The 25598-nt window shown below is 30.4% G+C and carries 25 protein-coding genes and 1 tRNA gene; 13 read left to right on the forward strand and 13 right to left on the reverse strand.

Translation table 11 applies throughout. The features are described 5' to 3' along the window. Positions 1-38 precede the first annotated feature (38 nt). Genes HA145_RS07250 through wecB form a run of 6 tightly spaced genes read left to right on the forward strand, consistent with a single transcriptional unit; the run spans position 39 to position 5691 of the window. Positions 39-1181 carry an N-acetyl sugar amidotransferase gene (locus tag HA145_RS07250; RefSeq protein ID WP_219048367.1) on the forward strand — a complete coding sequence of 381 codons (1143 nt, stop codon included), beginning with the start codon at positions 39-41 and terminating at the stop codon, positions 1179-1181. Positions 1182-1183: 2 nt separating this feature from the next. Continuing rightward, a complete protein-coding gene (gene hisH / locus HA145_RS07255) occupies positions 1184-1831 on the forward strand; it encodes an imidazole glycerol phosphate synthase subunit HisH (protein ID WP_209128526.1) in 648 nt (215 codons plus the stop codon). Next, on the forward strand, positions 1831-2601 hold the full coding sequence (locus HA145_RS07260) for an AglZ/HisF2 family acetamidino modification protein (protein ID WP_209128527.1): 771 nt from the start codon (positions 1831-1833) through the stop codon (positions 2599-2601). Before hisH ends, HA145_RS07260 begins: the two co-directional genes overlap by 1 nt. A 43-nt stretch (positions 2602-2644) precedes the next feature. Then, positions 2645-3529 (forward strand): dTDP-4-dehydrorhamnose reductase family protein, encoded by an 885-nt coding sequence (locus tag HA145_RS07265; RefSeq protein ID WP_209128528.1) that lies wholly within the window; start codon positions 2645-2647, stop codon positions 3527-3529. 3 nt (positions 3530-3532) lie between these two features. Next, on the forward strand, positions 3533-4549 hold the full coding sequence (locus HA145_RS07270) for a polysaccharide biosynthesis protein (protein ID WP_245151825.1): 1017 nt from the start codon (positions 3533-3535) through the stop codon (positions 4547-4549). Further along, entirely contained in the window at positions 4543-5691 is a 1149-nt protein-coding gene (gene wecB, locus HA145_RS07275) for a non-hydrolyzing UDP-N-acetylglucosamine 2-epimerase (protein WP_209128529.1), read from the forward strand. Before HA145_RS07270 ends, wecB begins: the two co-directional genes overlap by 7 nt. 40 nt (positions 5692-5731) lie before the next feature. On the opposite strand, the gene HA145_RS07280 is transcribed toward wecB, so the two are convergent. From HA145_RS07280 to HA145_RS07315, 8 genes are all read right to left on the reverse strand, one after another. After that, positions 5732-7219, reverse strand: coding sequence for a polysaccharide biosynthesis protein (locus tag HA145_RS07280; RefSeq protein ID WP_245151826.1), 1488 nt, complete (start codon positions 7217-7219; stop codon positions 5732-5734). Positions 7220-7705: 486 nt separating this feature from the next. Then, positions 7706-8377: a PIG-L deacetylase family protein gene (locus HA145_RS07285; protein ID WP_209128530.1), complete on the reverse strand. Its 672-nt coding sequence runs from the start codon at positions 8375-8377 to the stop codon at positions 7706-7708. After that, complete coding sequence (locus HA145_RS07290; protein ID WP_209128531.1) at positions 8374-9630, reverse strand: class I SAM-dependent methyltransferase; 1257 nt, start codon at positions 9628-9630, stop codon at positions 8374-8376. The genes HA145_RS07285 and HA145_RS07290 overlap by 4 nt, the downstream gene beginning before the upstream one ends. Beyond that, positions 9614-10051, reverse strand: coding sequence for a hypothetical protein (locus tag HA145_RS07295; RefSeq protein WP_209128532.1), 438 nt, complete (start codon positions 10049-10051; stop codon positions 9614-9616). The genes HA145_RS07290 and HA145_RS07295 overlap by 17 nt, the downstream gene beginning before the upstream one ends. Before the next feature lie 74 nt (positions 10052-10125). Next, positions 10126-11070, reverse strand: a complete 945-nt coding sequence (locus HA145_RS07300) for a Gfo/Idh/MocA family oxidoreductase (protein WP_209128533.1) — start codon at positions 11068-11070, stop codon at positions 10126-10128. A gap of 1 nt (position 11071) precedes the next feature. Continuing rightward, positions 11072-12103: a hypothetical protein gene (locus HA145_RS07305; RefSeq protein ID WP_209128534.1), complete on the reverse strand. Its 1032-nt coding sequence runs from the start codon at positions 12101-12103 to the stop codon at positions 11072-11074. Next, positions 12072-12707 (reverse strand): DapH/DapD/GlmU-related protein, encoded by a 636-nt coding sequence (locus HA145_RS07310; protein WP_209128535.1) that lies wholly within the window; start codon positions 12705-12707, stop codon positions 12072-12074. The genes HA145_RS07305 and HA145_RS07310 overlap by 32 nt, the downstream gene beginning before the upstream one ends. Before the next feature lie 38 nt (positions 12708-12745). Continuing rightward, complete coding sequence (locus HA145_RS07315; protein ID WP_209128536.1) at positions 12746-13957, reverse strand: glycosyltransferase family 4 protein; 1212 nt, start codon at positions 13955-13957, stop codon at positions 12746-12748. Positions 13958-14116: 159 nt separating this feature from the next. Here HA145_RS07315 and mnmA point away from each other — a divergent pair, with 159 nt between their 5' ends. Then, a complete protein-coding gene (gene mnmA, locus HA145_RS07320; RefSeq protein WP_209128537.1) occupies positions 14117-15274 on the forward strand; it encodes a tRNA 2-thiouridine(34) synthase MnmA in 1158 nt (385 codons plus the stop codon). On the opposite strand, the gene HA145_RS07325 is transcribed toward mnmA, so the two are convergent. Then, a complete protein-coding gene (locus tag HA145_RS07325; protein ID WP_209128538.1) occupies positions 15271-16758 on the reverse strand; it encodes an acyltransferase in 1488 nt (495 codons plus the stop codon). The two genes, mnmA and HA145_RS07325, sit on opposite strands and share 4 nt — an antisense overlap. Before the next feature lie 85 nt (positions 16759-16843). Here HA145_RS07325 and HA145_RS09640 point away from each other — a divergent pair, with 85 nt between their 5' ends. The 3 genes from HA145_RS09640 (at position 16844) to sodX (ending at position 18370) form a co-directional block, all read left to right on the forward strand. Then, positions 16844-17416 carry an FKBP-type peptidyl-prolyl cis-trans isomerase gene (locus tag HA145_RS09640; protein ID WP_209128539.1) on the forward strand — a complete coding sequence of 191 codons (573 nt, stop codon included), beginning with the start codon at positions 16844-16846 and terminating at the stop codon, positions 17414-17416. Positions 17417-17494: 78 nt separating this feature from the next. Then, complete coding sequence (gene sodN / locus HA145_RS07335; protein WP_209128540.1) at positions 17495-17968, forward strand: superoxide dismutase, Ni; 474 nt, start codon at positions 17495-17497, stop codon at positions 17966-17968. A 9-nt stretch (positions 17969-17977) separates the two neighbouring features. After that, positions 17978-18370, forward strand: a complete 393-nt coding sequence (sodX, locus tag HA145_RS07340; RefSeq protein WP_209128655.1) for a nickel-type superoxide dismutase maturation protease — start codon at positions 17978-17980, stop codon at positions 18368-18370. On the opposite strand, the gene HA145_RS07345 is transcribed toward sodX, so the two are convergent. The 4 genes from HA145_RS07345 to HA145_RS07360 are packed head-to-tail and all read right to left on the reverse strand — an operon-like array spanning position 18329 to position 22275. Further along, positions 18329-19000: a hydantoin utilization protein A gene (locus HA145_RS07345; protein WP_209128541.1), complete on the reverse strand. Its 672-nt coding sequence runs from the start codon at positions 18998-19000 to the stop codon at positions 18329-18331. The genes sodX and HA145_RS07345 overlap by 42 nt on opposite strands. Before the next feature lie 55 nt (positions 19001-19055). Continuing rightward, positions 19056-19943 carry an indole-3-glycerol phosphate synthase TrpC gene (gene trpC / locus HA145_RS07350; protein WP_209128542.1) on the reverse strand — a complete coding sequence of 296 codons (888 nt, stop codon included), beginning with the start codon at positions 19941-19943 and terminating at the stop codon, positions 19056-19058. A gap of 12 nt (positions 19944-19955) precedes the next feature. Beyond that, complete coding sequence (lpdA, locus tag HA145_RS07355; RefSeq protein WP_209128543.1) at positions 19956-21395, reverse strand: dihydrolipoyl dehydrogenase; 1440 nt, start codon at positions 21393-21395, stop codon at positions 19956-19958. Beyond that, positions 21388-22275: a TrmH family RNA methyltransferase gene (locus HA145_RS07360; RefSeq protein WP_308789011.1), complete on the reverse strand. Its 888-nt coding sequence runs from the start codon at positions 22273-22275 to the stop codon at positions 21388-21390. Before HA145_RS07360 ends, lpdA begins: the two co-directional genes overlap by 8 nt. Positions 22276-22438: 163 nt before the next feature. On the opposite strand from HA145_RS07360, the gene murA reads away from it, so the two are divergent. The 3 genes from murA to HA145_RS07375 all read left to right on the forward strand — a co-directional run bounded on the left by murA (position 22439) and on the right by HA145_RS07375 (position 25598). Next, positions 22439-23809 carry a UDP-N-acetylglucosamine 1-carboxyvinyltransferase gene (murA, locus tag HA145_RS07365; RefSeq protein WP_209128547.1) on the forward strand — a complete coding sequence of 457 codons (1371 nt, stop codon included), beginning with the start codon at positions 22439-22441 and terminating at the stop codon, positions 23807-23809. Positions 23810-24335: 526 nt separating this feature from the next. Then, a tRNA-Leu gene (locus HA145_RS07370) sits at positions 24336-24417 on the forward strand. 5 nt (positions 24418-24422) lie between these two features. Next, positions 24423-25598, forward strand: coding sequence for an aspartate aminotransferase family protein (locus tag HA145_RS07375; RefSeq protein ID WP_209128548.1), 1176 nt, complete (start codon positions 24423-24425; stop codon positions 25596-25598).

Genomic DNA, 25598 nt, shown 5'->3' on the forward strand with positions numbered 1-25598 from the left:
AAGATGGATTTGTCTCTTACTTTTAAATCCTGATAATTATGAATGATTTAAAATACCAAATTTGTAAGAAGACTGTAATGGATACTTCAGATCCAGCAACTAAATTTGACTCTAACGGGATATCAAATCATTATTGGGATTTCCATAACATAGTTAAAGCTCATTGGTACAGGGGTAAAAAAGGTGAGAAACAATTAGAGAAGAAAATTGAAGAAATAAAAGAACGAGGCAAAGGCAAAGAATTTGATTCAATTTTAGGCCTGAGCGGTGGTCTTGATAGTTCCTATATGCTCCATACAGTAGTAAGCAAGTATAAATTAAGACCTTTAGTATTTCATGTCGATGGAGGTTGGAATACAGAAATAGCTGTTAACAACATAAAATCTTTAGTAGAAAATCTCAAGTTAGATCTTTTTACTGAAGTGATTGACTGGAATGAAATGAAGAACTTCCAGCTTGCGATGTTCAAATCAGGTGTACCTCATTTAGATGTACCTCAAGATATGGCTTTTGTTGGTACCTTGTATAAATTTGCCGAGAAGTACAACGTCAAAACAATATTAAATGGAGGCAATATTGCTACTGAATCTGTTCTAAGACCATTTAATCTAATCTATTATGGAGCTGATTTAACTCAAGCAAAAGATATAATTAAAAAATTTGGCAATTTAGATATGAAAACTTACCCCTTCACTTCGGTTTTTTATCATAAAGTTTGGTTGAAATATATTAAAAATGTAAACGTATTTAAACCCTTAAATTACATAAATTATTTAAAATCAGATGCTATTCGAGAATTAAAAAGTATTTACGGATGGAAACCATATTCTCAAAAACATTTTGAGTCAAGATTTACTAGATTCTATGAGGGGTATTGGTTAACCAACAGATTTAATTATGACATGAGAAGAGTAGAATTATCTAGCATGATATTATCTGAACAAATACATCGTTCAGAGGCTATTGAAATACTGAAGAATCCTCCGTTAGAAAGTAAAGTAGTTGAGGATGAATTTAATTATGTTGCAACTAAACTTGATATTTCAGTAGAAGAATTAGAAAAATATTTTACTATGCCAAAAAAATATTATTGGGATTACAAAAATAATAAAAAATTATTAAAACTAGGTGAAAATTTTTTAAAAGTTATTGGCGGAGCAAGAAGAGGAGGATCATATTAAGTATGCTTACCATAGTTGATTATGGATTAGGCAATTTAAATGCTTTTGAGAATGTTTATAATCGACTGAAAATAAAATTTAAAATCGCTTCCAATAAGGAAGATTTACTGAATGCGAGCAAACTAATATTACCTGGAGTTGGTTCATTTGATTACGCTATTGATTTACTAAATACTTCTGGGATAATTAAAACCTTAAATGAATTAGTCTTAGTTAAAAACATCCCTGTTCTAGGTGTTTGTGTAGGGATGCAAATTATGTCTAACTATAGTGAGGAAGGCAAGCGTAAGGGTTTAGGGTGGATAAATGCATCAGTAAAACATTTCCGGAGCAACCCAAATTGGCATCAAAATCAATCAGACAATTATGAAATATCTAATAGGCTGCCTTTACCCCATATGGGCTGGAATAAAAATGAAATTATCAATAACTCCCCATTAATTAATGGTTTATCAAGAAATTCTTTCTACTTTCTTCATTCATATTATATGGATGTCCCTAATAATAAGAACATAATTGCTTGTTCTGAGTATCCATTTAAATTTACTTCAGTAGTATCACACAAAAATATATATGGAGTACAATTTCACCCAGAGAAAAGTCATCATTCAGGAGAAAAACTATTAGAAAATTTTGCTAAATTAGTTTAATGCTTAAGTCTCGAATAATACCTGTCTTATTAATTCATCGTGGAGGATTATATAAATCTATCAACTTTAAGGATCATAAATATATAGGGGATCCACTAAATGCGGTAAAGATATTTAATGAAATGTACGTTGATGAATTAGTAATATTAGATATTGATGCTACTAAATTGGAGAAACCTCCAAATTACAAATTAATTCAGAATCTTGCAAAAGAATGCAGGATGCCAATTTGTTACGGCGGAGGGATAAATAATACTCAACAAGTAGAAAGAATCATCCAATTAGGGGTAGAAAAGGTTGCGATTAGTAATGCTTTAATTAATAACCCTAGACTAATTTGTGAAGCTAAAGATAAAGTCGGGAGTCAAAGCCTGGTAGCAGTTCTTGATATCAAAAGACATGGTTTATTAAATAAAAAATATTACATATACAAAAACAATGGTTCAATAAAGACAAACTTAGATATTTTAGAATTCTCGAAAAAACTAGAATCCTATGGTATTGGTGAAATAATATTAAATTCTATCGATAATGATGGTAAACAAATAGGATACGATTTCGAAATGAGCGACTCAATCATACCGCATTTAAATATACCAATTACCCTACTTGGTGGGGCAGGTAACTTCTCTCACCTTCATCAAGCTAACAAAAAATACGGTATTATTGGTCTTGGTGGTGGAAGTATTTTTGTGTTTAAAGGAAAATATAGAGCAGTTTTAATTCAATATCCTAATGAGGAAGAAAAAGATTTAATATTAACTAATTAAATAAATCATCTTAAATTTGATCTACCGAAAATATAAATAAAAAATGTCAATATCTAATAGTATAAAAAAAGAGGGGAAAACTATATTAGTACTTGGTGCGACAGGAATGTTAGGGAATGTAGTTTTTAGATATTTATCAAGTAAAGAATCATATAAAGTTTATGGTTCAGTTAGATCGGCCACATCAAAACTATTATTTAAAAAAATTCTTAGAAAAAATTTAATTTCTGATATTCATGTTAATTCTGATAAGAAAATTGCTGATTTATTTTCATTAGTTAATCCTGATATAGTTATCAATTGTATTGGTGTTATAAAACAATTAGATCACAGTTCTAATGTTCTTGAAGTAGTTCCTATAAACTCATTGTTACCCCATAGATTAGCTATCTTATGCAAAAAGAAGTCTATAAGATTAATTCACTTTAGTACTGACTGTGTATTTTCTGGAGAAAAAGGTAATTACATAGAATCTGATAATCCTGATCCTAAAGATTTATATGGAAGGAGTAAACTAATTGGAGAAATAGATTATCCTAATTGCCTAACTTTAAGAACATCTATAATTGGGCCTGAGTTAAACGCTTCAAAAAGTCTTCTTTGTTGGTTTCTTAAAGAAAGTGGAACAATCAAAGGATATGTCAAAGCAATATTTTCTGGTTTACCCACTGTAGAAATAGCTAGAATCCTTTGTGAATATATAATTGAAAATAACTTATCAGGGATATATCACTTGTCAGGAAATTCAATAGATAAATATAGCCTGCTTAATCTCATTGCAAAAACATATAATCACAAAGTCAAGATCGTACCAGATAATAGAATAGTTATTGATCGTTCATTAAATTGTGAGAAATTTAGAAAAATTACTGGATATGAACCTAAGACATGGGATGATCTTATAGAGTCTATGAGAGAATTTAATTAAAAATTGGAAATATTTACTGAAAAAAAATTTTTAATAACTGGTGGAACAGGTTCATTTGGATCTATAGTAACCAAAGAATTATTAAAATATCCAGTAAAAGAAATTGTAGTTTTCAGTAGAGATGAATTGAAGCAAGAACGTTTACGCCTAGCTTTAAAAAATGACAAAATTAAATATTTTATTGGCGATATAAGAGATTACTCATCTATTGACTTAGCAATGAAAAATATAGATTATGTTTTTCATGCTGCTGCTTTAAAACAGGTGCCTTCTTGCGAGTTTTTCCCAATGGAAGCAGTAAAAACAAACATAATCGGCACTGAAAATGTTCTAAACGCAGCCTTACAAAATAATGTATCAAAAGTTGTTAATTTAAGCACAGATAAAGCAGTTTACCCTATTAATGCGATGGGATTAACAAAAGGAATTATGGAAAAAATAATGATGGCTAAAGCAAGAAGCTCTTCTGGAAATTTGCCATTATTTTGTGCAACTCGTTATGGGAATATAATGGCCTCACGAGGTTCAGTAATTCCTCTTTTTGTGGAATGTATCAAGGCCAAGAAGCCTATCACAATTACTGATCCATCTATGACCAGATTTCTAATGTCATTAGATGATTCTGTTGATTTAGTCTTTGAAGCTTTCAAAAACGCAAAACAAGGAGATATATATATTCAAAAATCTCCAGCTTCAACTATTGGAGATTTAGCCAAGGCCTTACTAGAGATTTTTGACGTTGATTTACCAATCAAGATTATTGGAACTAGACATGGTGAAAAATTATATGAATCATTGCTTTCTAGAGAAGAAATGGCTAAATCAATTGACTTAGGAAAATATTACAGAATACCGCTTGATAATAGAGACCTAAACTACGAAAAATATTTTATAAAAGGTCAAGAATCTTTTAGTGTTTCAGAAGATTATACCTCTCATAACACTGATAGGCTAAGCATTGAAGAAATTAAAAAAATTTTACTTAATCTAAGTTTCATTCAACAAGAAATTAAATGCTAAAAGTTATAACAGTTGTAGGTACTAGACCAGAAATTATCAGATTATCTAGAATAATCCCAATTTTGGATAAATATTGCGATCACACTTTAGTGCATACAGGTCAGAATTATGATTACGAATTAAATCAGATTTTTTTTGATGAATTGCAAATTAGAAAGCCAGATACATTTTTAAATATAAGTAATAAATCTTTAGGGCAAGCAATAGGAGATTTAATAATAAAATCCGAACAACTATTTAAAGATGTAAAACCTAACGCATTATTAGTCCTTGGAGATACAAATAGTTCATTAGTAACAATAATTTCGAAAAGGATGAAGATCCCTATTTACCATATGGAAGCAGGTAATAGATGTTTTGACTCTAATGTCCCTGAAGAAATAAATAGAAAAATAGTAGATCACTTATCAGATTTTAACTTGGTTTACACTGAACATGCCCGAAGAAATCTATTAAGGGAAGGGGTTCATCCGAGGTTTATATACTTAACTGGATCTCCAATGAGAGAGATTATAGATTATAACCTTCAAAGAATTGTATCCTCAGATATTTTAAATCAACTTGAGCTAAAGGTAGGAGAATACTTTCTTGTGAGCCTACATAGAGAAGAGAATGTTGATAATCAGAAAACCTTGCAAAAACTTATTATGTTACTTGAAGAAATAGAAAAAATATTTAAATTAAAAATTATAGTTTCAACCCATCCACGAACAAATAAAAGAATGGATTCTTTAGGTTTTAATAATAAAAATAAAAATATTCATTTTCTTAAGCCCTTCGGTTACTTTGACTATAGTAATTTGCAATTAAATTCTCAATGCGTTCTATCAGATAGTGGAACAGTTAGTGAAGAGTCAGCTATCTTAGGTTTTCCTGCAATAACTCTCAGAAATTCTATGGAAAGACCAGAGGCTTTGGATTCGGGAACTATATCTCTAACTTCATATGATGTTGAAGAGGTTGTTCAAAATATAAAAATTGCTATTCAACATCATTCAGAAAATAAAAAAAGAATAACTACTGTACCCCATGAGTATCAAATAAAAAATACTTCCCAAATTGTACTAAAACTTATCCTGGGAACTGCAAAAATAAGCAGCAAATGGTTAAATATTGATGATTTCAATAGATATGACTTCTAAGTTAATTTTTAGTTTTCAAATATAATACTTACAAGGTGCATTAATTATCGATGATATTTACATTTTTCCATTCTTTAACTAAGTCGGACAGTACTATCAGAGAATTTTCTAAATCCTGTTTCTTTATTGAGTCTTCTAATATATCTAACTTACTAAATAAGAATTCATTTTCTAAATAATAGTCATTAGCAATAAAAATTAAAGGATTTTCAGTCGAAATAGAATCTCCATTGATTAGCAATTCTTCATACAATTTCTCACCTTTTCTAAGACCAGTGCATACTATTTCAATATCACCATTTGGATTATTATTATCCTTTATTTTTAATCCAGCCAATTCAATCATTAATTTAGCTAAATCTTTTATCTTGATTGGATCTCCCATATCTAATAAAAATATTTCACCTCCATCTTTTGTTAGGGTTGAAGCCTGAAGGACAAGCTCAACAGCCTCAGAGATAGACATGAAATAACGAATTATATCTGGATGAGTTAAGGTAATTGGCCCACCTTCAGAGATTTGTTTTTTAAATAAAGGCATTACAGATCCTGACGATCCTAAAACATTACCAAATCTAACCATTGAAAATTTTGTATATTTTTTTTCGTCGGATCCTAAATTTTTTAATTTATTTGCGTATCCCTGCACAATAAGTTCAGATAATCTTTTAGATGCACCCATTACATTTGTAGGTCTTACTGCTTTATCAGTTGAAACAAAAATAAATTTTCGTACTCTAAAATTTAAACATGCTTCACATAATAATTTTGTAGAAAAGACATTGTTAAAAATTCCTTGAAGAGGATTGATCTCTACAAGAGGTACATGTTTATATGCAGCAGCATGAAAAACAATTTTTATTTTATTAAGTAAAAATAATTTATCCAAAAGAGATTTATCAGTTGCACAACCAAGAATAGAAGAGATTTCAACACTAGTATTAAATTTATTTTTTAACTCTTGATCTATTTCATAAAGACTTGATTCATTTCTTTCCAAAAGTAATAATTTTTTTGGGGATAATCTTAAAACTTGTCTACAAAGCTCTGAACCAATTGAACCGCCTGCTCCGGTAATTAAAACTACAGAATCACGAATATCAGTACCGATAATTTCTTTACTTATTGGGATTAAATCTCTACCTAAAACATCTTCAATTGCAATATTCTTTAATCTGCTAATACTATATTTACCGGTTGTTAAATCCTTTATTGAGGGTACAGATAAAACTCTTAAACCTTTATTTTTTAGAAAGTCAATTTTTTCTCTTAAAACAGATTTACTTAAAGAGGGAATAGCTATTAATATTTGATCAATATCTACCTTAAAGTTATCTATTTTTGATGGAGGTAAAATATTTTTTCCATTAATCTGTCTTTTCCAAAGGTGATCTGCATCGTCTAAGAAAAAACAAATTTTATAATTTGGATCCTCACTTAAATAATTTGACAATTTAACACCTGCTCTACCAGCACCGTAGATTGCTACATTAGTAACTTTTTTATTTTTTTCGCTATTTATTAACAAATCGCTTATTAAAAACCTACAAGAAAAAGTTAATATACTAATTAAAATGACCATCAAAAGCCATACATTAATAGATGGATTTGGGAATCTAAAAATATAATTTAAAGTACAAGTTATTAATATAATAAAAATGTTCCTTTTTACATATGTATAAGGAGTTCTTCTATTTAAATATCTACTTATACTTTTATATTGTCCTGAGAACAGATAAACAAAAATACCTATAACTGGTAATGTATAAATAATTGCCTTATATTCGATTAACAAATATGTAAAGGATTTAGAATCGCTAATATAAAAACTAAGGCTGAAAATAACTGAGAATACTAATAATATAAAATCTATAAAAACAATCAATATCCTTCTTTCTAAAAAACCGATCGAATAAATTCTTTCTAAAGGGTTAATATACAAAATTCATCGTATTTTTTCGTTATTTTAATATAGATGACGCGTTAACATGGGATTTTAAACCTTAAAAAATATTCATATTATCATCCTAACAATCTTAAATGCCTCAGCATATTCACATCCATTTTGGCTTCCTCTAAAACGTGCAAGTGATTTACAAGCATCAGTAGATCTTGAGTCAACATTAGTTAATTGTGATTTATAAGCAGATAAGGCCTGAATTTTTTTTTCAATATGATCACTTATGTCTATAAAAACTTCAGGGCAAAATTGAGGTTCGATTCCGGGGACATTCCAATGAGTTTCCGATAAGGTTTCATAGCTAAAAACTAACTTAGGAAAATATTCTCCAACTGGTCTACAAGCCACAACAGAAGCATCAAATATAACCCTATGATCAATATGCCTATCAGGATAAGGAATAAAAACAACATCTGATTTACTATCAGATATAAAGCTTGCAATCAACTTATTTAGTTCTGAGACTGGTTTTTGATGAACAAACGTAGCAGGTATAGATCCAAATTGATATTCATCTACTCCCAATAATTTAAATGCTATTTTGGCTTCTTCAACTGTTCTTTCGTAAGATTCCTTAGGATAAAGAGGTGGCAAATGTCCTGATACAACCAATATTCTTACTTTACATCCGTAATTCGAAAATCTTGCAATCGTCCCACCTAAAGCTATAGTTTCGTCATCTGGGTGTGGCGCTATTACAGAAATTATTGAATTAGAATTTATCACAATACTTTCTCCTTGTATTCAGGCAAAGGGACAATACATTTTAATTTCCAATCAACTATTTCTTTTAGCTTCTTAATAATATCATCAGCAAAATTCCAAGCAAATATTATTATAATGTCTGGCTTTCTAGATTTCAGTTCATCTAAAGAAAAAATAGGAATAGAAGCTCTTGGAGTATATCTTCCTACTTTCAGTATATTATCTTCAATTAAGTAAGAAACTTCATTTTTAGTTAGCTTTGATAAGTGAAGTAATAAAGTGACTTTTGTGGGAGCTCCATATCCAGCAATTTCACAACCTTCTTTTGAATATAATAAAACTTTTTGATTTAATAATTTCATGGTTTTATCTACATTTCTTCTCCAAGAATTAAGAAAATCACTGTGATAAAGGATTGATTTATTTTCTAAAGATATAAATTCTAAAGCTTCTTTGGTAATAGAGCCTTTTCCTGTTTTTCTTGTCTCAATACGGAGACTACCCCCTTGCATTTTATTTGTAGTGATATTTACAATTTCAAAACCTAACTTAGTTAAGTAATTAACTAATGGGCTGGCATGATGATAATCTAGGTGTTCATGATAAATAGTATCAAAAAGCTTATTTTCAAGAACATTTCTAAAATATCCTATCTCAAATACAAAACTGGAAGAATCCTTTAATAACTTATAAATGTTCTTAAATACACTATCAATCTCATCGATATGAGCTAATACATTATGAGATGTAATAAAATCCACCTGTCCATAATTCTTCAGTATTTCATTAGTAACCTCATCAGTAAAGAATGAATTTATAGTATTAATATTATTTTTATTAGCTATCTCAGCCGCATAGCTAGCGGGATCAACCCCCAAAACATTACAGCCTAACTTTTTAAAATATTGCAACCCTAAACCATCATTAGATCCAACATCTAAGACAAGTGAGTTTTTGCCCAAAGAAAACCTTTTTACAGCCCATTCAGCATATTGCTTAATATGTTCAATAAAAGAGATTCCTACACTACTTAAGTAAGTGTAGTTTGTTGCGTATAACTTTTTTGGATTAACTGATGTACTTAATTGAAAATGATTACATCGCGAACACCTTTTAATACTTAATGGATAAGCATCGGCACTAGCCGCATCTTCACTATTTTCGAGAAGATTATTGCCTAGAGGTATTAATCCAAAGTCAACAAAATTATCCAAATTAGTTGAATTGCATAATCTACAATTCTTTATTTCAACAAACTTATCTGCTTCGAGCATACTTTTCAAGAAATTCCTGTATGTTCGAATCATTTAAAAAACTTACTCGTGTAGTATCTGCTTCATAAGTTTCCTGATCTCTAGGGAAGCCACTACTTACAACAAGAGATGTAAACTCTGGGAAATAACATCCATGAATTTCATTTGCTGGGCTCAAAATTGTATCTCCTTTTAAAACTTTAAAATATCTAACTTCTTTCGAACCTATAGGTTTAAAAAAATAATCAATAGAACCCTCTAATACATACATAAAATGAAAATCAACTTTATGAAAATGATTTGATCTTATCGATCCTTTGACACTATCTATAATAGAAACATTCTGTACTGGATAATCAACTATTGAAGTTATATTTCCTCTTGCATCACTATCTCGTTCTACACTTTTGAATAACTTTGATTCATTAGGAAGTTCAAGCACAGTTAATGATTTTTTTTTTAATTTTACAGAACTAATCTTTCAAAAAATATAAATGTGTAATCATTTTAATATAGTTAATTTGAAGGTAAGTTAACTTGTTTTGATAGTTTTTGCAGAGTTTCTGTAACTTGTATCATGTTATGGAATCTAGTATTTTGTGTCTTACACCATTGATTTCTTGAGATTAAAAAAATTTTTTTAAAACAATTCTCTTCTATTACATTTCTAATTTTAATATTATTATTCATATTAATAGTTAATTCCCTTTTACCCTTTCTTCCATAATAAAAAGGACTTAGTTGAATAAAATTATCATTTTTATAAATTATTTTAATGTAATTAGAATAATTGTTACCCAAACCAAACTCACAACTAAAAGAAGTATGATTATCATTTAATTTTTTAGAATAAAAAAAATATTTATTTAGATTTTTATCGGTCTCAATTTCAACTTCTCTGAGATCAAAACCTGATTCTGAAAGAAAGTTCAGTGGGTAACAGCCTATATCAGCCAACAATGAGGAAGATAGAGATTTTTCATTTCTAAAAGTCCCTAAAGGAATACTTGGAATAATAAATTGTGATCTTATTGATTTAATTTTATTAATATCAAATCGTAAATTATTAATGAAAATATTCACTATTTTATTTTGCAAATACATCATCATCTCAATTAACAATACTTTTTTTGATTTAGCAATCTGAATTAGGTCTTGTAATTCAGAAGAATCTATAAAACATGGCTTTTCTACCATTACATCAAATCCAGCTAAGAGAGCAGCCTTAGCTTGAGAATAATGATATTTTGGGGGCGAAGATAAAATATATAAACAATTAGACTTATTGTGGGGAAAAGATTCACTAATAGAATAAAAATTATTTTTTATGTTATTTGCATTATTGATTTGCGATGATACCGTTGAAATTTGGTTTAAATCATAAAGTTCAACAAGAATTGGGAGCAATTTAGTTTTTGCATGATTTCCTAAACCTACCAAGCATACCTTTGGCCATGGCATATTAACCTTCATGCTTTTTGCCATCTCCAAAAAAGTATTCTTTCTCTACAAAGAAAAACCTTAAAAGCAAGTAATTTATGGGAGTGATAAAAATAATAGAAATATACATAGCTACGTAATCATTCATAAAATTTCTTAGTAGAGACCTACTTAATAAAACAACAAATAAATTAACTGGGACAGGTAAGAGGTAACTATAGTTTTGATTACAAATTTCCATTCTTTGATATAAATGAAGGTAATTTCTAATTAATAAATTATGCGAACATTTTATTCTTAAACAAATTACATAAAAAACGTCAAATACTGGTAAAGCTATTAACGCAAACAAAGAAAAAAATATTTCAGGAGAAATAACATAAGAGAACATTAAAAGCGTCAAGAATAAAAATGCAAATAAAAAACTTCCCGAATCTCCGATATATATACAATTAGGTCTGCAATTTAAAATGGCAAACCCAATTGATATTCCTAATAAACAAGAGCCGATTATATCGAAAGCTCTTAAATTTTGTTCATTAAATATAATTAGAATTAAGCCCATTAAAAATATTAAAGAAGACATATTTAAATTAGAACCATCGTAAAAATTACTAACATTAACTAAAACCAATGAGGAGATCATTAAAATACAAAAAACAATTAGATAAAAAGATGGGAATTTATTTAAGAAGTCCAAACCAATAGGCATATTTATAAGTAGAGTTATCGTTATTGAAGTTATAACCATTCGAATAAAAGGACTCAATTCAAATAAATCGTCCAAATAATATATTAAGGTCATTAATACAATTACTATTAGGCTTGGAAGAAAAAGGGAAATATAATTATCAGTTTTATAAGTATAAATAGATATAAAAAATATAATACTTGCAATTGATCCAAAACCTTTTGGTACTCCATTTTTCCTAGTAAATTTATGTATTCGTGTATAAGCTAAAGAACATAAGAAGGTAAATAATATATTTAACGGAATAAGTTTAAAAGCCAAGTCCATTAATTTATCTTCTACGTTGAATAAAAAGTTGATCATTAGCCAAATTTTTTGTAACTACGCTAGCAGCAGCTATTTTAGAGTTTTTACCTATTTTTATTGGACTGATTATCATAGTGCCAGAACCTAACAATACGTTTTCTTCGACAATAGAATTTCGATGAGTATTTCCGTCGTAATTACAAAATACAACTCCAGCTCCAATAATAACGTTATCTTTTACATGCACATCACCAAGAAAAGCTTGATGAGAAATTTTTACATTATTACCAATTTTACTTCTTGCCATTTCAACGTGGCTACCAATAATACAATCATTCGCAACTATAGAATTATCCCGTAAGAAACAAAAAGGTCCAATAATATTTTTCTTACCAAGAGAACAGTTTCTTATAATAGAGTAGGGTCTAATATTAGTTTCCTTATTAACAAATACATTTTCAAGAACAGATCCACATTCAATAATCACTCCGTTAAAAATACTTGATTCACCCTGAAAGTATGTATTTGGAGATAATGTAACCTCACCTAATAATCTAACAACGGCATTATTATGAAGGTAAATTGAGTCTAATTGAAATTTATTTCGAATAGAAATTGAATCATAAAAAATTTCTTCTCTATCAAAATAAATTGTTTTCATAAAAAATAATATGTGATCACATAATATCCAAAGGTTATTTATTTGCAACGATAGTTCAATATGACATCTGACCACTTTTGTAATATTATTTCTGGAGAGAAGTTCTCATTGTAAGCATTTATTGCAGCCTTCTTATAACTTTTTTTCCAAGATTGATCACTATATAATTTTTCTATTAAGTTAGCTAGCTTCTTGTGCTCTTTAAGAGAAACGACAAATCCACATTTTTTACTATTAATAATTTTAGCTAAATCACTTTCTTTTTCTATAAGCGCAATAATAGGAACTCCCTGCTCCAAGTATGTCATTGTTTTACTAGGGTATGCATATTTATACAAATTTTCTGAAAGAGGTACTAAACCAATATCAGCTTCCCTAATTAGTTCTTTAGCAGATTGATGATCTATCTGATTTATAAATGTGACGTTAGTATTCAATTTTTTGCTTAATTTAAGAAGTTTACTTTTTAATATCCCGTCACCAAGCAGGATAAGTTCCACATCTGAACTTTTAATCAAAGAAAAAGCTCTTAAAACATTTTCAAGTCCCTGAAATCTTCCAATATTTCCAGCATAAATAATCTTAAAAGTACTTGGGTTCAATTTTTTTGAAAGATTATTTTCAGAATTAAAATCTTTAATGGTAAGACTATTAATGATAGTGAAATTTAACTTTTTCTTACTACTAAACCTTTTAATTATTGATTGCTTCATAGATTCTGAATGCACAATCACAGGAGAGGCCTGGGAACATGTCCACTTATCTAATAAAAACATGGTTTTCACAACAATTGGATTGGATAAAATACCAGTTAAAATTCCAATCTCTGGATTTATATCCATGCAATAGTATATGAATCTTGAACCTATTATTTTTGATGCTATTGCGGAAAAGAATGCTGTTACAACAGGAGGAGTAGTCGTACAGATGACAATATCATATTTTTTAAATATAGATTTTAAAGTTACAACTGCTCCCATAAAAAAAGCATTAAATATTCTTGGCAAACCAGAATAACTCTCTTTTATTAGAGTTAATCTATGAATGTTTAAATTAGTATTTCCGTCAAAAAGTTTAAGTTTTTCTCTTGAAATTTTAAATTGATATCGCTGAGGATAACTAGTTACAATATCAACCTCATCAATTCTACTTGATAAGAAACGAGCTAAATTATATAAAATTTCTGAGCATGAAGATTTATCAGGGGAGAAATACCGATGGACAATTAATATTTTTTTTACTTTTCCCATTTAACTTTAAATATTCTGTAGTGATTAATAAAAATGAAAGATGATTCTTTAACTTTATAAAAATATCTCTTATTTATTTAATATTCTAATTGTTGGACATCCAAAATCATTCATAATTAGTACAAAGCAATTGAAGTACTGTTCAAAAATTAAACTTCCATGTTAAAGACACAAAAGAAAAAAAATTTAGAGAACTTTTTTTCTTCTAATAATAAAACTAAAAAGAAGAAAAATATTATTGTAGGTCTTTCTGGTGGTGTAGATAGTTCCCTTTCAGCTGCTCTTCTTGTAGAAGGGGGCTGGAATGTTGAGGGACTAACTCTTTGGCTAATGAAAGGACAAGGCTCCTGTTGTTCTGAAGGATTAGTAGATGCTGCTGGTCTTTGTGAAGATTTGGGAATTAATCATAAAATAATAGACTCAAGAGAAATTTTCGAAAGAGAGGTAATCAAAAAAACTACTGAAAGCTATGAGAAAGGATTCACTCCACTTCCATGTTCGATGTGTAACAAGAATGTGAAGTTTGAAGAGATGCTTAATTACGCAATAAGCAAAAAAGACTTTACTCATATTGCGACCGGACATTACGCAAGGATAAAAAAATCATCTTATGCTGAAAATCTTGATTGCAAAAGCTTTGTATTTAAAGACATCCTTCTTCTCAGAGGTGCTGACGAAAACAAAGACCAAAGTTATTTTCTTTATTCTCTTTCTCAAGAAGTACTAAACAGATTAGAATTTCCTCTTGGGGAAATGAAAAAAGAAGAAACAAGAAGGGAAGCCCTCAGATTAGGCCTTAGAACTGCTCAAAAACCAGAAAGTCAAGATTTATGTTTAGTGGAGCATTATGGATCAATGCAAAATTTTATCGATAAACATATTGAACCCAAAGAAGGAGAAATTATTCATGTAAATGGTAAAGTCCTTGGAAATCACAATGGAATACAGCACTTTACGGTAGGCCAAAGAAAAGGTTTAGGCATTGCTTGGCCTGAACCACTATATGTAAAAAGTTTAGACAGGGTGAAAAACATAGTTTATGTAGCAGATAAAAGTGATCTATTTAATAGAGAAGCAATAATTAGTAAGGTTAACTGGGTTTCAATCGAAGAACCTAAGCAAGAGATAGAAGTAGAAGCTCAAATCAGATATAGAAGTCATCCAGTAAAAGCAACTTTAATTCCTTTAAAAAATTCAGATAATCCAACTAAAACATTTAAATTAATTTTTGAAGAAAGTCAAAGTTCGGTAACGCCTGGACAAGCTGCAGTTTTTTATAAAGGAGAAATTTTATTAGGTGGTGGATTAATTAATTAATTAATTTTCCAAAAGATATTTAATCCCATAAACAATATAAACAAAAACAAAATAGGTTTATCTCCAAATTTTGTATAGAAAGTCTCTTCGGATGAAAAATTAGGGAAAACTAATTCATTTTGCTCAACATTTAAATCTAGCATTTGAATTATTTTTCCATCATCCTGAACTAAACCCGAAGGGCCTGTGTTTGATACAAGTAAATTATCTTTCTTATTTTCAATACTTCTTAATCTAGCCAAAGAAAGGAATTGATAATACAGCTTAGTTGGATAGGGATCTAAATTTGCTGCAGTTATTATAAGTTTTGCACCGCTATTAATAGCCTTTCTTATTTTCAATCCATCACTAATTTCGTAACAAATCGCTACTGCTAACGGCGGTGTAAATTTAGGATCAAAAAATCTTGACTCAGAACCTGGTTGAATTCCTCCTACTGCAGATAATCCTTTTGAAAAGCTATCTAGGAATCTAGGCATTTTTTCACCTAATGGAACAAGTCTATTTTTATCTACAAAAGAGGTAAAAGATTTATCTCCAACTTGAAATCCGAGTAAAGAACTTCTCAACCCATTGTTGGAATTTCTGAAACCTCCTGCCAAGGTATTAATCTTAATGCCTTTAGATAAATAAAAATTATTAGATAGAGTTCCTTCAGGAGCAACAAGAAGTTTTGCTTGATTGGCTAAAGCATATTCTTGAGCGATAGATTGTTTTTCTTTAATAAACTCATCATCTATTTTTAATTTTTCTCTTGTTGGGATATTTGTTTGCCAAATAGCCACAGGAAATTCAGGATTTCTCTTTATGGGATTTGTAAGACCCCCAAATAAATGTAAGAAAATAATTATCAAAAGTCCAGAAATAAATATTTTTTTAAAATGAAGTTTTCTTATCCATCTACCGTGAATAAAAAAAATCCAAAATCCAATCAATATTTGTAATACGCATAAACCACTTGCACCAATCCATCTTGCCAAACCAGCAAGATAAATATCACCCGGGACTAGACTTTCACCTAAACCTATCCAGAAAAAAGGTGTTTGAGAAAGTATCAATTCACCAATCCCCCAAGTCAAAGATAAAAAAAATACTTTTAAGGTTAAAGGCATAATTTTCATTTTAAAAATATCCTCTTTCCAGAGAATCATTTCAACTAACAGCCCCCATAAATAAACTAATAACCCGCCGCAAAAAGCACAAAATAACAATACTGAAATAGCAATTATTAAACTTGCAAACCATGAAAAGCCTAGCCATGTCAATGGATGAAGATCATATAACCATGAATGACTTATCAAAACAAAGAAAAAACCCCACCAAAAGTTTGCTATTTTCCTTTCACTTCCCTCCCATAAAATAAATAAAGAAATAGGCATAAAAATCAGCCAAAAGTGAGTTGAGACTGAAATTCCTCCTAAAATTCCACCTAAACAAGGGTTAAAATATTTTCTTAAACTTTTAATTTGAATCGGGATTAACAATCTAAAATTACGAAATTAAATTTATAATCACGCATATATTCTACCTTTATTCTGTAAACTTAGTTTAGTAACTTTCAAAATTTAAGTGAGAGAAGTCTTTATTAGTTTTGCAGTTTTCGTTTTTTGTGTTTCATTAACTATTTTCAGTCAATTTAATTCACCACAAGTTGTTAATGCTGCAGAATCAGAAACTGAGTTAATTCAAAAAACACCTTTTGCAAAATCATCAAATGTTTCAAATAATAATTTATTTGAGCTAGACCCATCAGATCCAAATCCTATTCTTTTCGCTATGGCAGAAGAAACACAATCAGAAAGCAATTCAAGGACTACAGAAAGTGGTCTTATAATTTCGGATATCGTAAATGGGGAAGGAGATGAAGCTATTGCTGGACAAACAGTTACTGTGAATTATACAGGAACCCTAGAAGATGGAACACAATTTGATACCAGTATTGGTAGAGCTCCATTCAGCTTTCCCTTAGGTGCTGGACGAGTAATAAAAGGTTGGGACGAAGGTGTCTCTGGAATGAAAGTTGGAGGTAAAAGAAAATTAACAATACCTCCGGAACTCGGATATGGATCAAGAGGGGCAGGAAACGTTATTCCCGCCAATGCAACTTTGATATTTGAAGTTGAATTATTAAAAGTCAATTAAATTAAGTAAGAAAAATATTTAAGACTTTTCAATTTAGTTAATCTCCAAGTAATATATATACATCACCAATTATTTGAAATGTTAAGTAAATTCATCAATTCTTTTCTAGATAAAAAATCCCCAATACCAGTCCATGCTCACTGCGATGGCCCTTGTGGTGTTTATGATCCAGCATCTACTAGAGTTGCTGCTGAAGCAGTTTTATCAATGACAAAAAAACTTATTGCATTAGAAGCTCCTTCTAGCACTGATTCAGCAGAGTGGGCCACTTACAGTAATACATTTTCTAGATATGTTGCAGTTAAAGAGGAGCAAGCAAAAGAAACAAAGAAAGAAATTCTAATTTTGTGGACAGATTACTTTAAACCAGTTCACCTAGAAACTTATCCAGACTTACATGAAACCATTTGGAAGGCTGCCAAATTATGCAGTGCATGCAAAGTTAATATTGATTTAGCTCAAGCCGAAGAACTAATGAGTTATGTAGAAAAGATACATAATATTTTCTGGGCTTCAAAAGGAAGAACAGACGCTTTTGTAAAAGCTAGTTAATTTAGAATTATTTTCAAAAGTTTTTTTGATTTTATTTTATTTTTTTTAGGCTTAAGAAAAACCGCGATTGTTAGTGGTGAATCGATGTTTCCTAACCTAAAAGAAGGAGATATTGTATTTTTTAAAAAATATAAAAAGAATAAATCAATACTTAAAAATCGACAAATAGTTATTTTTAATCATCCAATTAAAAATAAAAACCTAATAAAAAGGATAAATTCAGTAAATCAAAATAACGTTGAGGTTATTGGCGACAATATTGCATTTAGCGAAGATAGTAATAAATTTGGATTAATCAATAAAGAAAAAATAATTGGGATTGTCACCTCTAAATTAATTATTCCTAAATTAAATAATTTTTTAATTCAAAAAAACAGAAGCACTTCTTTGAATCCAAAATAATCCCAAAGAAAAGGAAAGCCCTCCTGCTAAAGCTATTAATCTTTTAATAAATTTTTGACTTGCTTTAAAGGTGGTAAAAGATATTAAACAAGTAAAAAGATTCATACTTATGAGTGAACCAATCAAATATGAAATCAAATATAAGCAAGCGCTTGTTAAAGGTAGTGCTAAAGCAGGAAGAACTGCAAGAAAATGTGAACCTCCAGCTATACCGTGCAGCAAGCCTAAACCAGTCAAAGCATGTGAGTGCTTATTATTATTTTTTTGTTCCTTAACATGAAAGTGAAAGTGACGATGGGCAATTCCATTCTCATGCTTATGGGAATGCGAGTGGATACTTAATTGAAAAGAATTTTTTATAGCAAATACTCCAACAATTAGAAGTGAAATTCCAACTAGGAATTCGGCAATACTAGAAAATTTGTTTAATGGCGTAATATCCTTAATAAAAATCGCTAGAAAAGCTAACAAGAGGACTCCTGAAGAATGTCCCAAGCCCCATGAGAAACTATTTTTAAGAGCTTTTTGGGGATTATTAATAGCTGCTGGTGCCATTGCAATTAGATGATCAGCGCCACTAACTACATGCACAAATCCTGCTACTATACCTGTTAAAATTACAGCCTGCATATATATTCAGTACAACTCTTTTTATTCAATTTTATAGCACGATTTGAAGTCAATATTAAATTGAGTTAAATAATTTCTTGAACGATTGTTCAATATCACTTTCTCTCATAAAAGTTTCACCAATTAATACTCCCTTGATTCCAATAGATCTAAGCGATTCTAAATCTTCGGCACAATTAATTCCGGATTCACTTATGGGAATAATATTTTGTTTTAAAAATATATCTGCATACGTATGCATCAATTCTTTTGATGTTTTTAAATCAGTTTTAAAAGTCTTTAAGTCCCTATTATTTATTCCAATCAAATTAAAAGATTTTAACTTTAGAATCCTTTCTAATTCATTAGAGTTATGGACTTCAACAAGAACACTCATCTTTAAATTATCAGCTATTTTCTTTAAATAAATTAAATCATCATCACTTAAAATCGCAGCGATTAATAATATTGCATCAGCACCAGATACCCTTGCTTTATAAATCTGATAAGCAGAAATAATAAAATCTTTGCAGAGTAGAGGCAGATTAGTTGATTTCCTTACAGTTTCGAGAATTTCATAACTACCTTGAAAAAACCTTTTATCGGTTAGTACTGAGATACATGATGCACCTAATCCTTCATAACAAATTGCTATATTTTCAGGGTTAAAATCTTTTCTAATAACTCCTTTACTCGGACTAGCTTTTTTTATTTCAGCAATAACTCCTGGTTTTATTTTTGACTCCAAGATATTTTTGTAAAAATCTTTGGGAGTAGGAAGTTTTTCAATCTTTTTGATGAGATCTTCTAAAGAGACTATTTTTTTAAAATTCTTAATTTCAATATCCTTGTGCCATACAATTTCTTCCAAAATATTTTTTGCTTGTGCTTCTCTATGAGGTACAGCATATTCTAAGTTTTCTACCCTTACTGTTGGATTTGGTGGCCTGCGTCTTATCTCCATTAATTTTAGATATTATTTTATTTGAGAAGCCGCCTGTTTGTATGCGACCTCAACTACCTCACTAAGAGTGGGATGAGTATGAACTTCTTTAGATAATTCAATTACATCCTGGTTCCTTGAAATAGCGTTCGAAATTTCTTGAATTAAATCAGCTGCATGTAACCCAAAAATATGAGCACCTAATACTTTCCCATTATCTTTATTGAAAATCAACTTTAGCAATCCATCACTCTCCAATTCAGCCAATGCTTTTGAATTAGCCTTAAAGAAACTTTTGACGACTCCCAAAGTGAAATTTTCGTTTACAGATATCTCTTTAGCTTCAGCCTCAGAGAGACCAACTGAACTTATCTCAGGGTGAGTAAAGGTTGCTGCAGGGATACTGTTATAGTTTATTTCGACATTACCGCCGCAAATATTATCAACAGCAATAGTACCCTGCGCTGCAGCTGTATGGGCAAGCATAAGTTTGCCTGTTACATCTCCAACAGCCCAAATGTGAGGTATTATTTTATTACCATTCTTAACTCTCATTTGATCATCTACAGGAATGAAACCTTTTACAGTTTCGATCCCAACTGACTCAAGATTTAGGTTATTACTATTAGGACTTCTGCCAGTTGCAACTAGTACCGCGTCAACTTCTAAAGTTTCTACAACTTCCTTAGATTTTGCATCTGTCAGTTCTATTTTTACAGGACATCCAGGTGTTATTTTTGTTGCGAAGACATTTGATTTTGTGTCTATATCTCTTGCTTGAATAAGATTCTTCTTGGCAATTTTAGTGATGTCTGGATCAAATGTAGGCATAATATTTTCCAAAGCCTCTATCATGGTTACCTCACAACCAAGCGCGGTATAAACATCAGCAAATTCTAGTCCTATATATCCGCTTCCAATAATTGCTATCCATCTTGGAAGCCACTCAAGTTTAACCGCATCATCACTAGTAAATACAGTCCTATTATCCAAAGTTATTCCACGGGGCACAAAAGGAGAAGAACCAGTTGCTATGACGATATTCTTAGATGTAAAAATTTTATCAATTCCGTTTTTATCTCTTACACCTACTTTTTGATTTCCTGCAATTCTGCCAATGCCCAAAATAATTTCAACTCCACTCCTTTTAAGAGTTTTTGTTAAATTTTCTCTAACATTTAAAACTAAATTATTTGCATGATCTGCAATTTTTGATCTCTCGAACCTTACTGGGGAAGCATGAATACCAAATTTAGCTAAATGTTCATAATCAGCTATTTCTCTAACTTTTCCACTTGCAGCCAAAAGAGCCTTAGATGGGACACAACCCTTGTTAACACAAGTACCTCCCATATCAGAAGATTCTACTATTGCGACTTTCAGTCCCTTGCCAGCAGCATGTTTAGCGGCATCAAAACCTCCATATCCTGCTCCTATTACGATTAAATCGAAATCAAAACTTGAATCAGTCACTTTTTATTTTTTTATTAGATGTGAATGCGACTCTTTTTCGTTCTAGTAATAACGGAACTGCAACACAAGCCACATTCAATGATTCTACAAGCTCACTATGCGGAATTGTAATTGTTTCATTAAAAGCTTCTTGAATTTTTTTATGAATGCCTTGACCTTCATTACCCAAAATCAAAGCAGTAGACTTAGTCCAATCAATTTCCCAGTATGGTTTTGAATGTTTTTTTGAGCTTTTATTAAAGCTACTAGTGGAAAAAATCTTAAATCCTTCATTTGATAATTCAGATAAAGACTTTAATAAAGAATTTATTATTTCTTCTTCAGTACCCTCATATCTTTGAAATGGGAGATTAAAGACCGCGCCAGTTGATGCTCTTAATACTTTTTGGCTTAATGGGTGCGCACCTCCAGCTAAAAAAATTGCATCAACACCAGCAGCTAAAGCAGTTCTAAAAAGATTACCCATATTCCCGGGATCTTGAATCCTATCTAGAACAAGAACAAAATCATCTTTACTATTGAATTCATAATTAGGTATCGATGAAATTTCTACTAATGCTGCGATGCCATCTGGATTAACTGTTGAAATTGCTGAAGCTAAAACCTCTTCTGAGACCAAAGTTAATAATGATTCATCAAACTTTTTGCTAAGAATTGGGTTCTTTTTTAGCCATTTTTCAGTAACTAAAATTTTGGAGGGAGAATTTCCAGACCTCAGCAATTCCTCAATAAGATGAGTACCCTCTATACAAAAATAATCTTTATCTTTGCGAGAGGATCCTCTTTTAAAAGATCTAAATCTTTTAACTAGATTATTGTTTTTACTAGTTATTTTTAAAAAAGTATTTTCTATGAGTAATTTGAAAAATTCGTTATCAATTATATTTTAATTACATAAATATTTTGATTAATTATTTATTAAATTTTTATTTCCCAAGAGATCAAAAAAATACATTTTCACTTTTAATTAATATTCAAGACGTTACATAGGGTGGACTTACTAATTTTCGTTTGTCATCATGAATCTAATAAATTAAGTCTTAATGATTTGCGTAAGCAAAAAGACGTCATATCTTAAATCACAAAATTTAAAGATTTTTGGCCAAGGCAAATTAAATGGAATCGTTGAAATAAGTGGTGCGAAGAATTCGGCCTTAGTTTTGCTTGCCGCATCATTACTAACTAATGAAAGAATAGTTCTTCAGAATGTTCCTCGCCTTACTGATATTGAAAAAATGGCTAATATTCTTAGAAATTTAGGGGTTAAAATAATAGAAAAAAACAATAAATTAGAGATAGATTCACAAAATATTTCTATTAAAGAACTTCCATATGAACTTGTTAATGGACTAAGAGCAAGTTTCTTTTGTATCGGTCCACTATTAAGTAAATTTGGAGAGGCTAAAGTCCCTTTACCTGGAGGGTGCAATATTGGTTCAAGGCCAATAGATGAGCACATTAACGGGCTTAAAGCACTAGGAGCGGAAATTCTTATTGAAGAAGAAATTGTCAAAGCAAATATAAAAGGAGATAAAAGCAGATTAATTGGTACCGATATCAAATTAAAGTGCCCAAGCGTAGGAGCTACTGAAACTTTAATAATGGCCGCATCACTAGCGGAGGGAAGAACTACGATTGAGAATGCTGCAAGAGAACCTGAAATTCAGGATTTATGCCAAATGCTAAATAAAATGGGGGCAAAAATTTACGACTCTGGCAAAGAAAAAATAATTATTGATGGTGTTAATAAGCTGTGTGGTTGTACTCATAAAGTAATTCCAGATCGAATAGAAGCTGGCACTTTTTTAATAGCTGCTGCGGCGACTTCCTCTTCGATAACAATTGCTCCTGTAATTCCTAATCATCTTGAAGCTGTCACGAATAAGCTTCAAGAGAGTGGAAGTAAAATTACTATTAAAGGTAATTCAATTACAATCAAGGGTAATAAGATCGAAGGGGTAGATATTGAAACAGCTCCTTTCCCAGGATTTCCAACTGATTTGCAAGCACCATTTACAACTTTAATGGCAATCGCAAATGGTGAATCAAAGATAACTGAAACAATTTTCGAAAACAGAATGAACCATGTTCATTTACTTAACAAAATGGGGGCAAATATAAAATTAAATAAAAATATAGCTTATATCAAAGGTGTTAACAAAATTAAGGGGATGGATCTAATTGGATCTGATTTGAGGTCTTCAGCTGCATTAATAATTGCTGGGATCATAGCTGAAGGTAATAGTAGGATTTATGGTTTAGAGCATTTGGATAGAGGTTATGAAAATTTTGAATCAAAACTAAAAATATTGGGTATCAAAATAACCAGAGAGTTTAGCAAAAAAACATTAACAAATAAGGAATTTAAGACCAGTTCAGACCCTGCAGATATTCCTCGATATAAAGCTGCTTAAAATGCTAAAAGCATAAGAGTTATTAAATATTTAAACATAAGCAATATTGATAAGTGAAATACAACCTAAAAATATGATGAACAACACTAAGAAGCGACTAGACCAAATTTTATTTAAACCACTAATTTTGAGATCATTCATGCCCATGTTCCGCCATTAGATCCAAATGCTGTCAAAATAGTGACTACAATGAAAAGATAGGGAACGAATTGTAAAGATAATTTTTTTGCTTTAACTTTGGACATTTTGTTTTTTCTTTTAAATATAACATAATATTACTGAATATGAAGATTTGTCCTCAAATATAAGTTTTTAAATGGACATTTGCTACAAAGTTGTTTCATATATGTAAATAGTAAAATTTAATCTTATTTATTGCCCGCAAATTCAATAAATATAATTCTATGTTTTTAACGAAAAGATTATCTATTAACAAACGTCATCTTGAGCACTGTTCCTTGACCAAAACAATAGTCAATAATTTGATTTTTGTTATAATAAAAAAGTTCATTTTTGCAAAAGCCTTGGGAGCGTGGTGGAATTGGTAGACGCACCGCACTCAAAATGCGGCACCTTCGGGTATGTCGGTTCAAGTCCGACCGCTCCCACTTTGATGAATACTTATAGTAGATTCGATATATCTTTCAAAAAAGGAAAAGGTTGTTGGCTATGGGACAAAACAGGTAAAAAGTATCTTGATGCAGTCGCTGGCATAGCAACTTGTAGTCTTGGACATAGCGACAGAGTTTTAAGAAGAAGGTTATCAACTCAACTAAGAAAAATTCAGCACATTTCCAATCTCTACAACATTGAAGAACAAGAACAATTAAGCAGAACTTTAACGAATATGAGTTGTGCCAAAAGTGTCTTCTTCTGCAATAGTGGTGCGGAAGCAAATGAATCAGCAATTAAATTAATTAAAAAATATGGTAATACAACAAATAAAGGTAAAGAATCAATTATTCTCGCAGCAGAATCCAGCTTTCATGGAAGGACGCTGGCAGCATTGAGTGCCACTGGACAGCCCAAATATCAAAAAGGCTTCGAACCATTGATTCAAGGGTTCAAATTTTTTAAATTTAACAATTTTGATTCGGTAAAAAAATTATTTGAAGAGTGTGAAAATAATAACCAAAAAATTTCAGGAGTTTTAGTTGAACCAATACAAGGAGAAGGTGGCGTAATTCCTGGAAGTAAATTATTTTTTAAAAACCTTAGAGATATATGTGATAAATATAATTCTCTTCTGATTTTAGATGAGGTTCAAAGTGGAGTAGGTCGAACTGGGAAAATGTGGGGTTATGAGAATTTAGGAATTGAACCTGATGGATTCACCCTTGCTAAAGGATTAGGAGGAGGTCATCCAATTGGAGCATTATTAGTCAAAGAAAAAGCCAACATTTTTTATCCAGGAGATCATGCAAGCACATTTGGAGGGAACCCATTCGCTTGTAAAGCTGCCCTAACTGTATTAGAAGAAATAAATAGAAGAAATCTTATCAATAATGTTTATCTAAGAGGGGAACAATTAAGTGCTGGATTTGAAGAATTGTCAAAAAAATTTCCAAATATTATTAGCGGGAAAAGAGGTTTGGGTTTAATACAAGGTCTTATAATCAATGAAGATTATGCTGATGCAAAAAACATTACATTAAAAGCTTTTGATAAAGGGTTACTGGTAGTTCCGGCAGGAGGAAACGTTGTAAGGATTGTTCCACCATTAGTTATATCTCGAAGAGAAATTAATATTCTTTTAGATAAGCTAAATTTAATTTTTGGAGAGTTATAG

This window comes from Prochlorococcus marinus XMU1411 (assembly GCF_017696075.1).
Classification (GTDB): Bacteria; Cyanobacteriota; Cyanobacteriia; order PCC-6307; family Cyanobiaceae; genus Prochlorococcus_A; species Prochlorococcus_A marinus_V.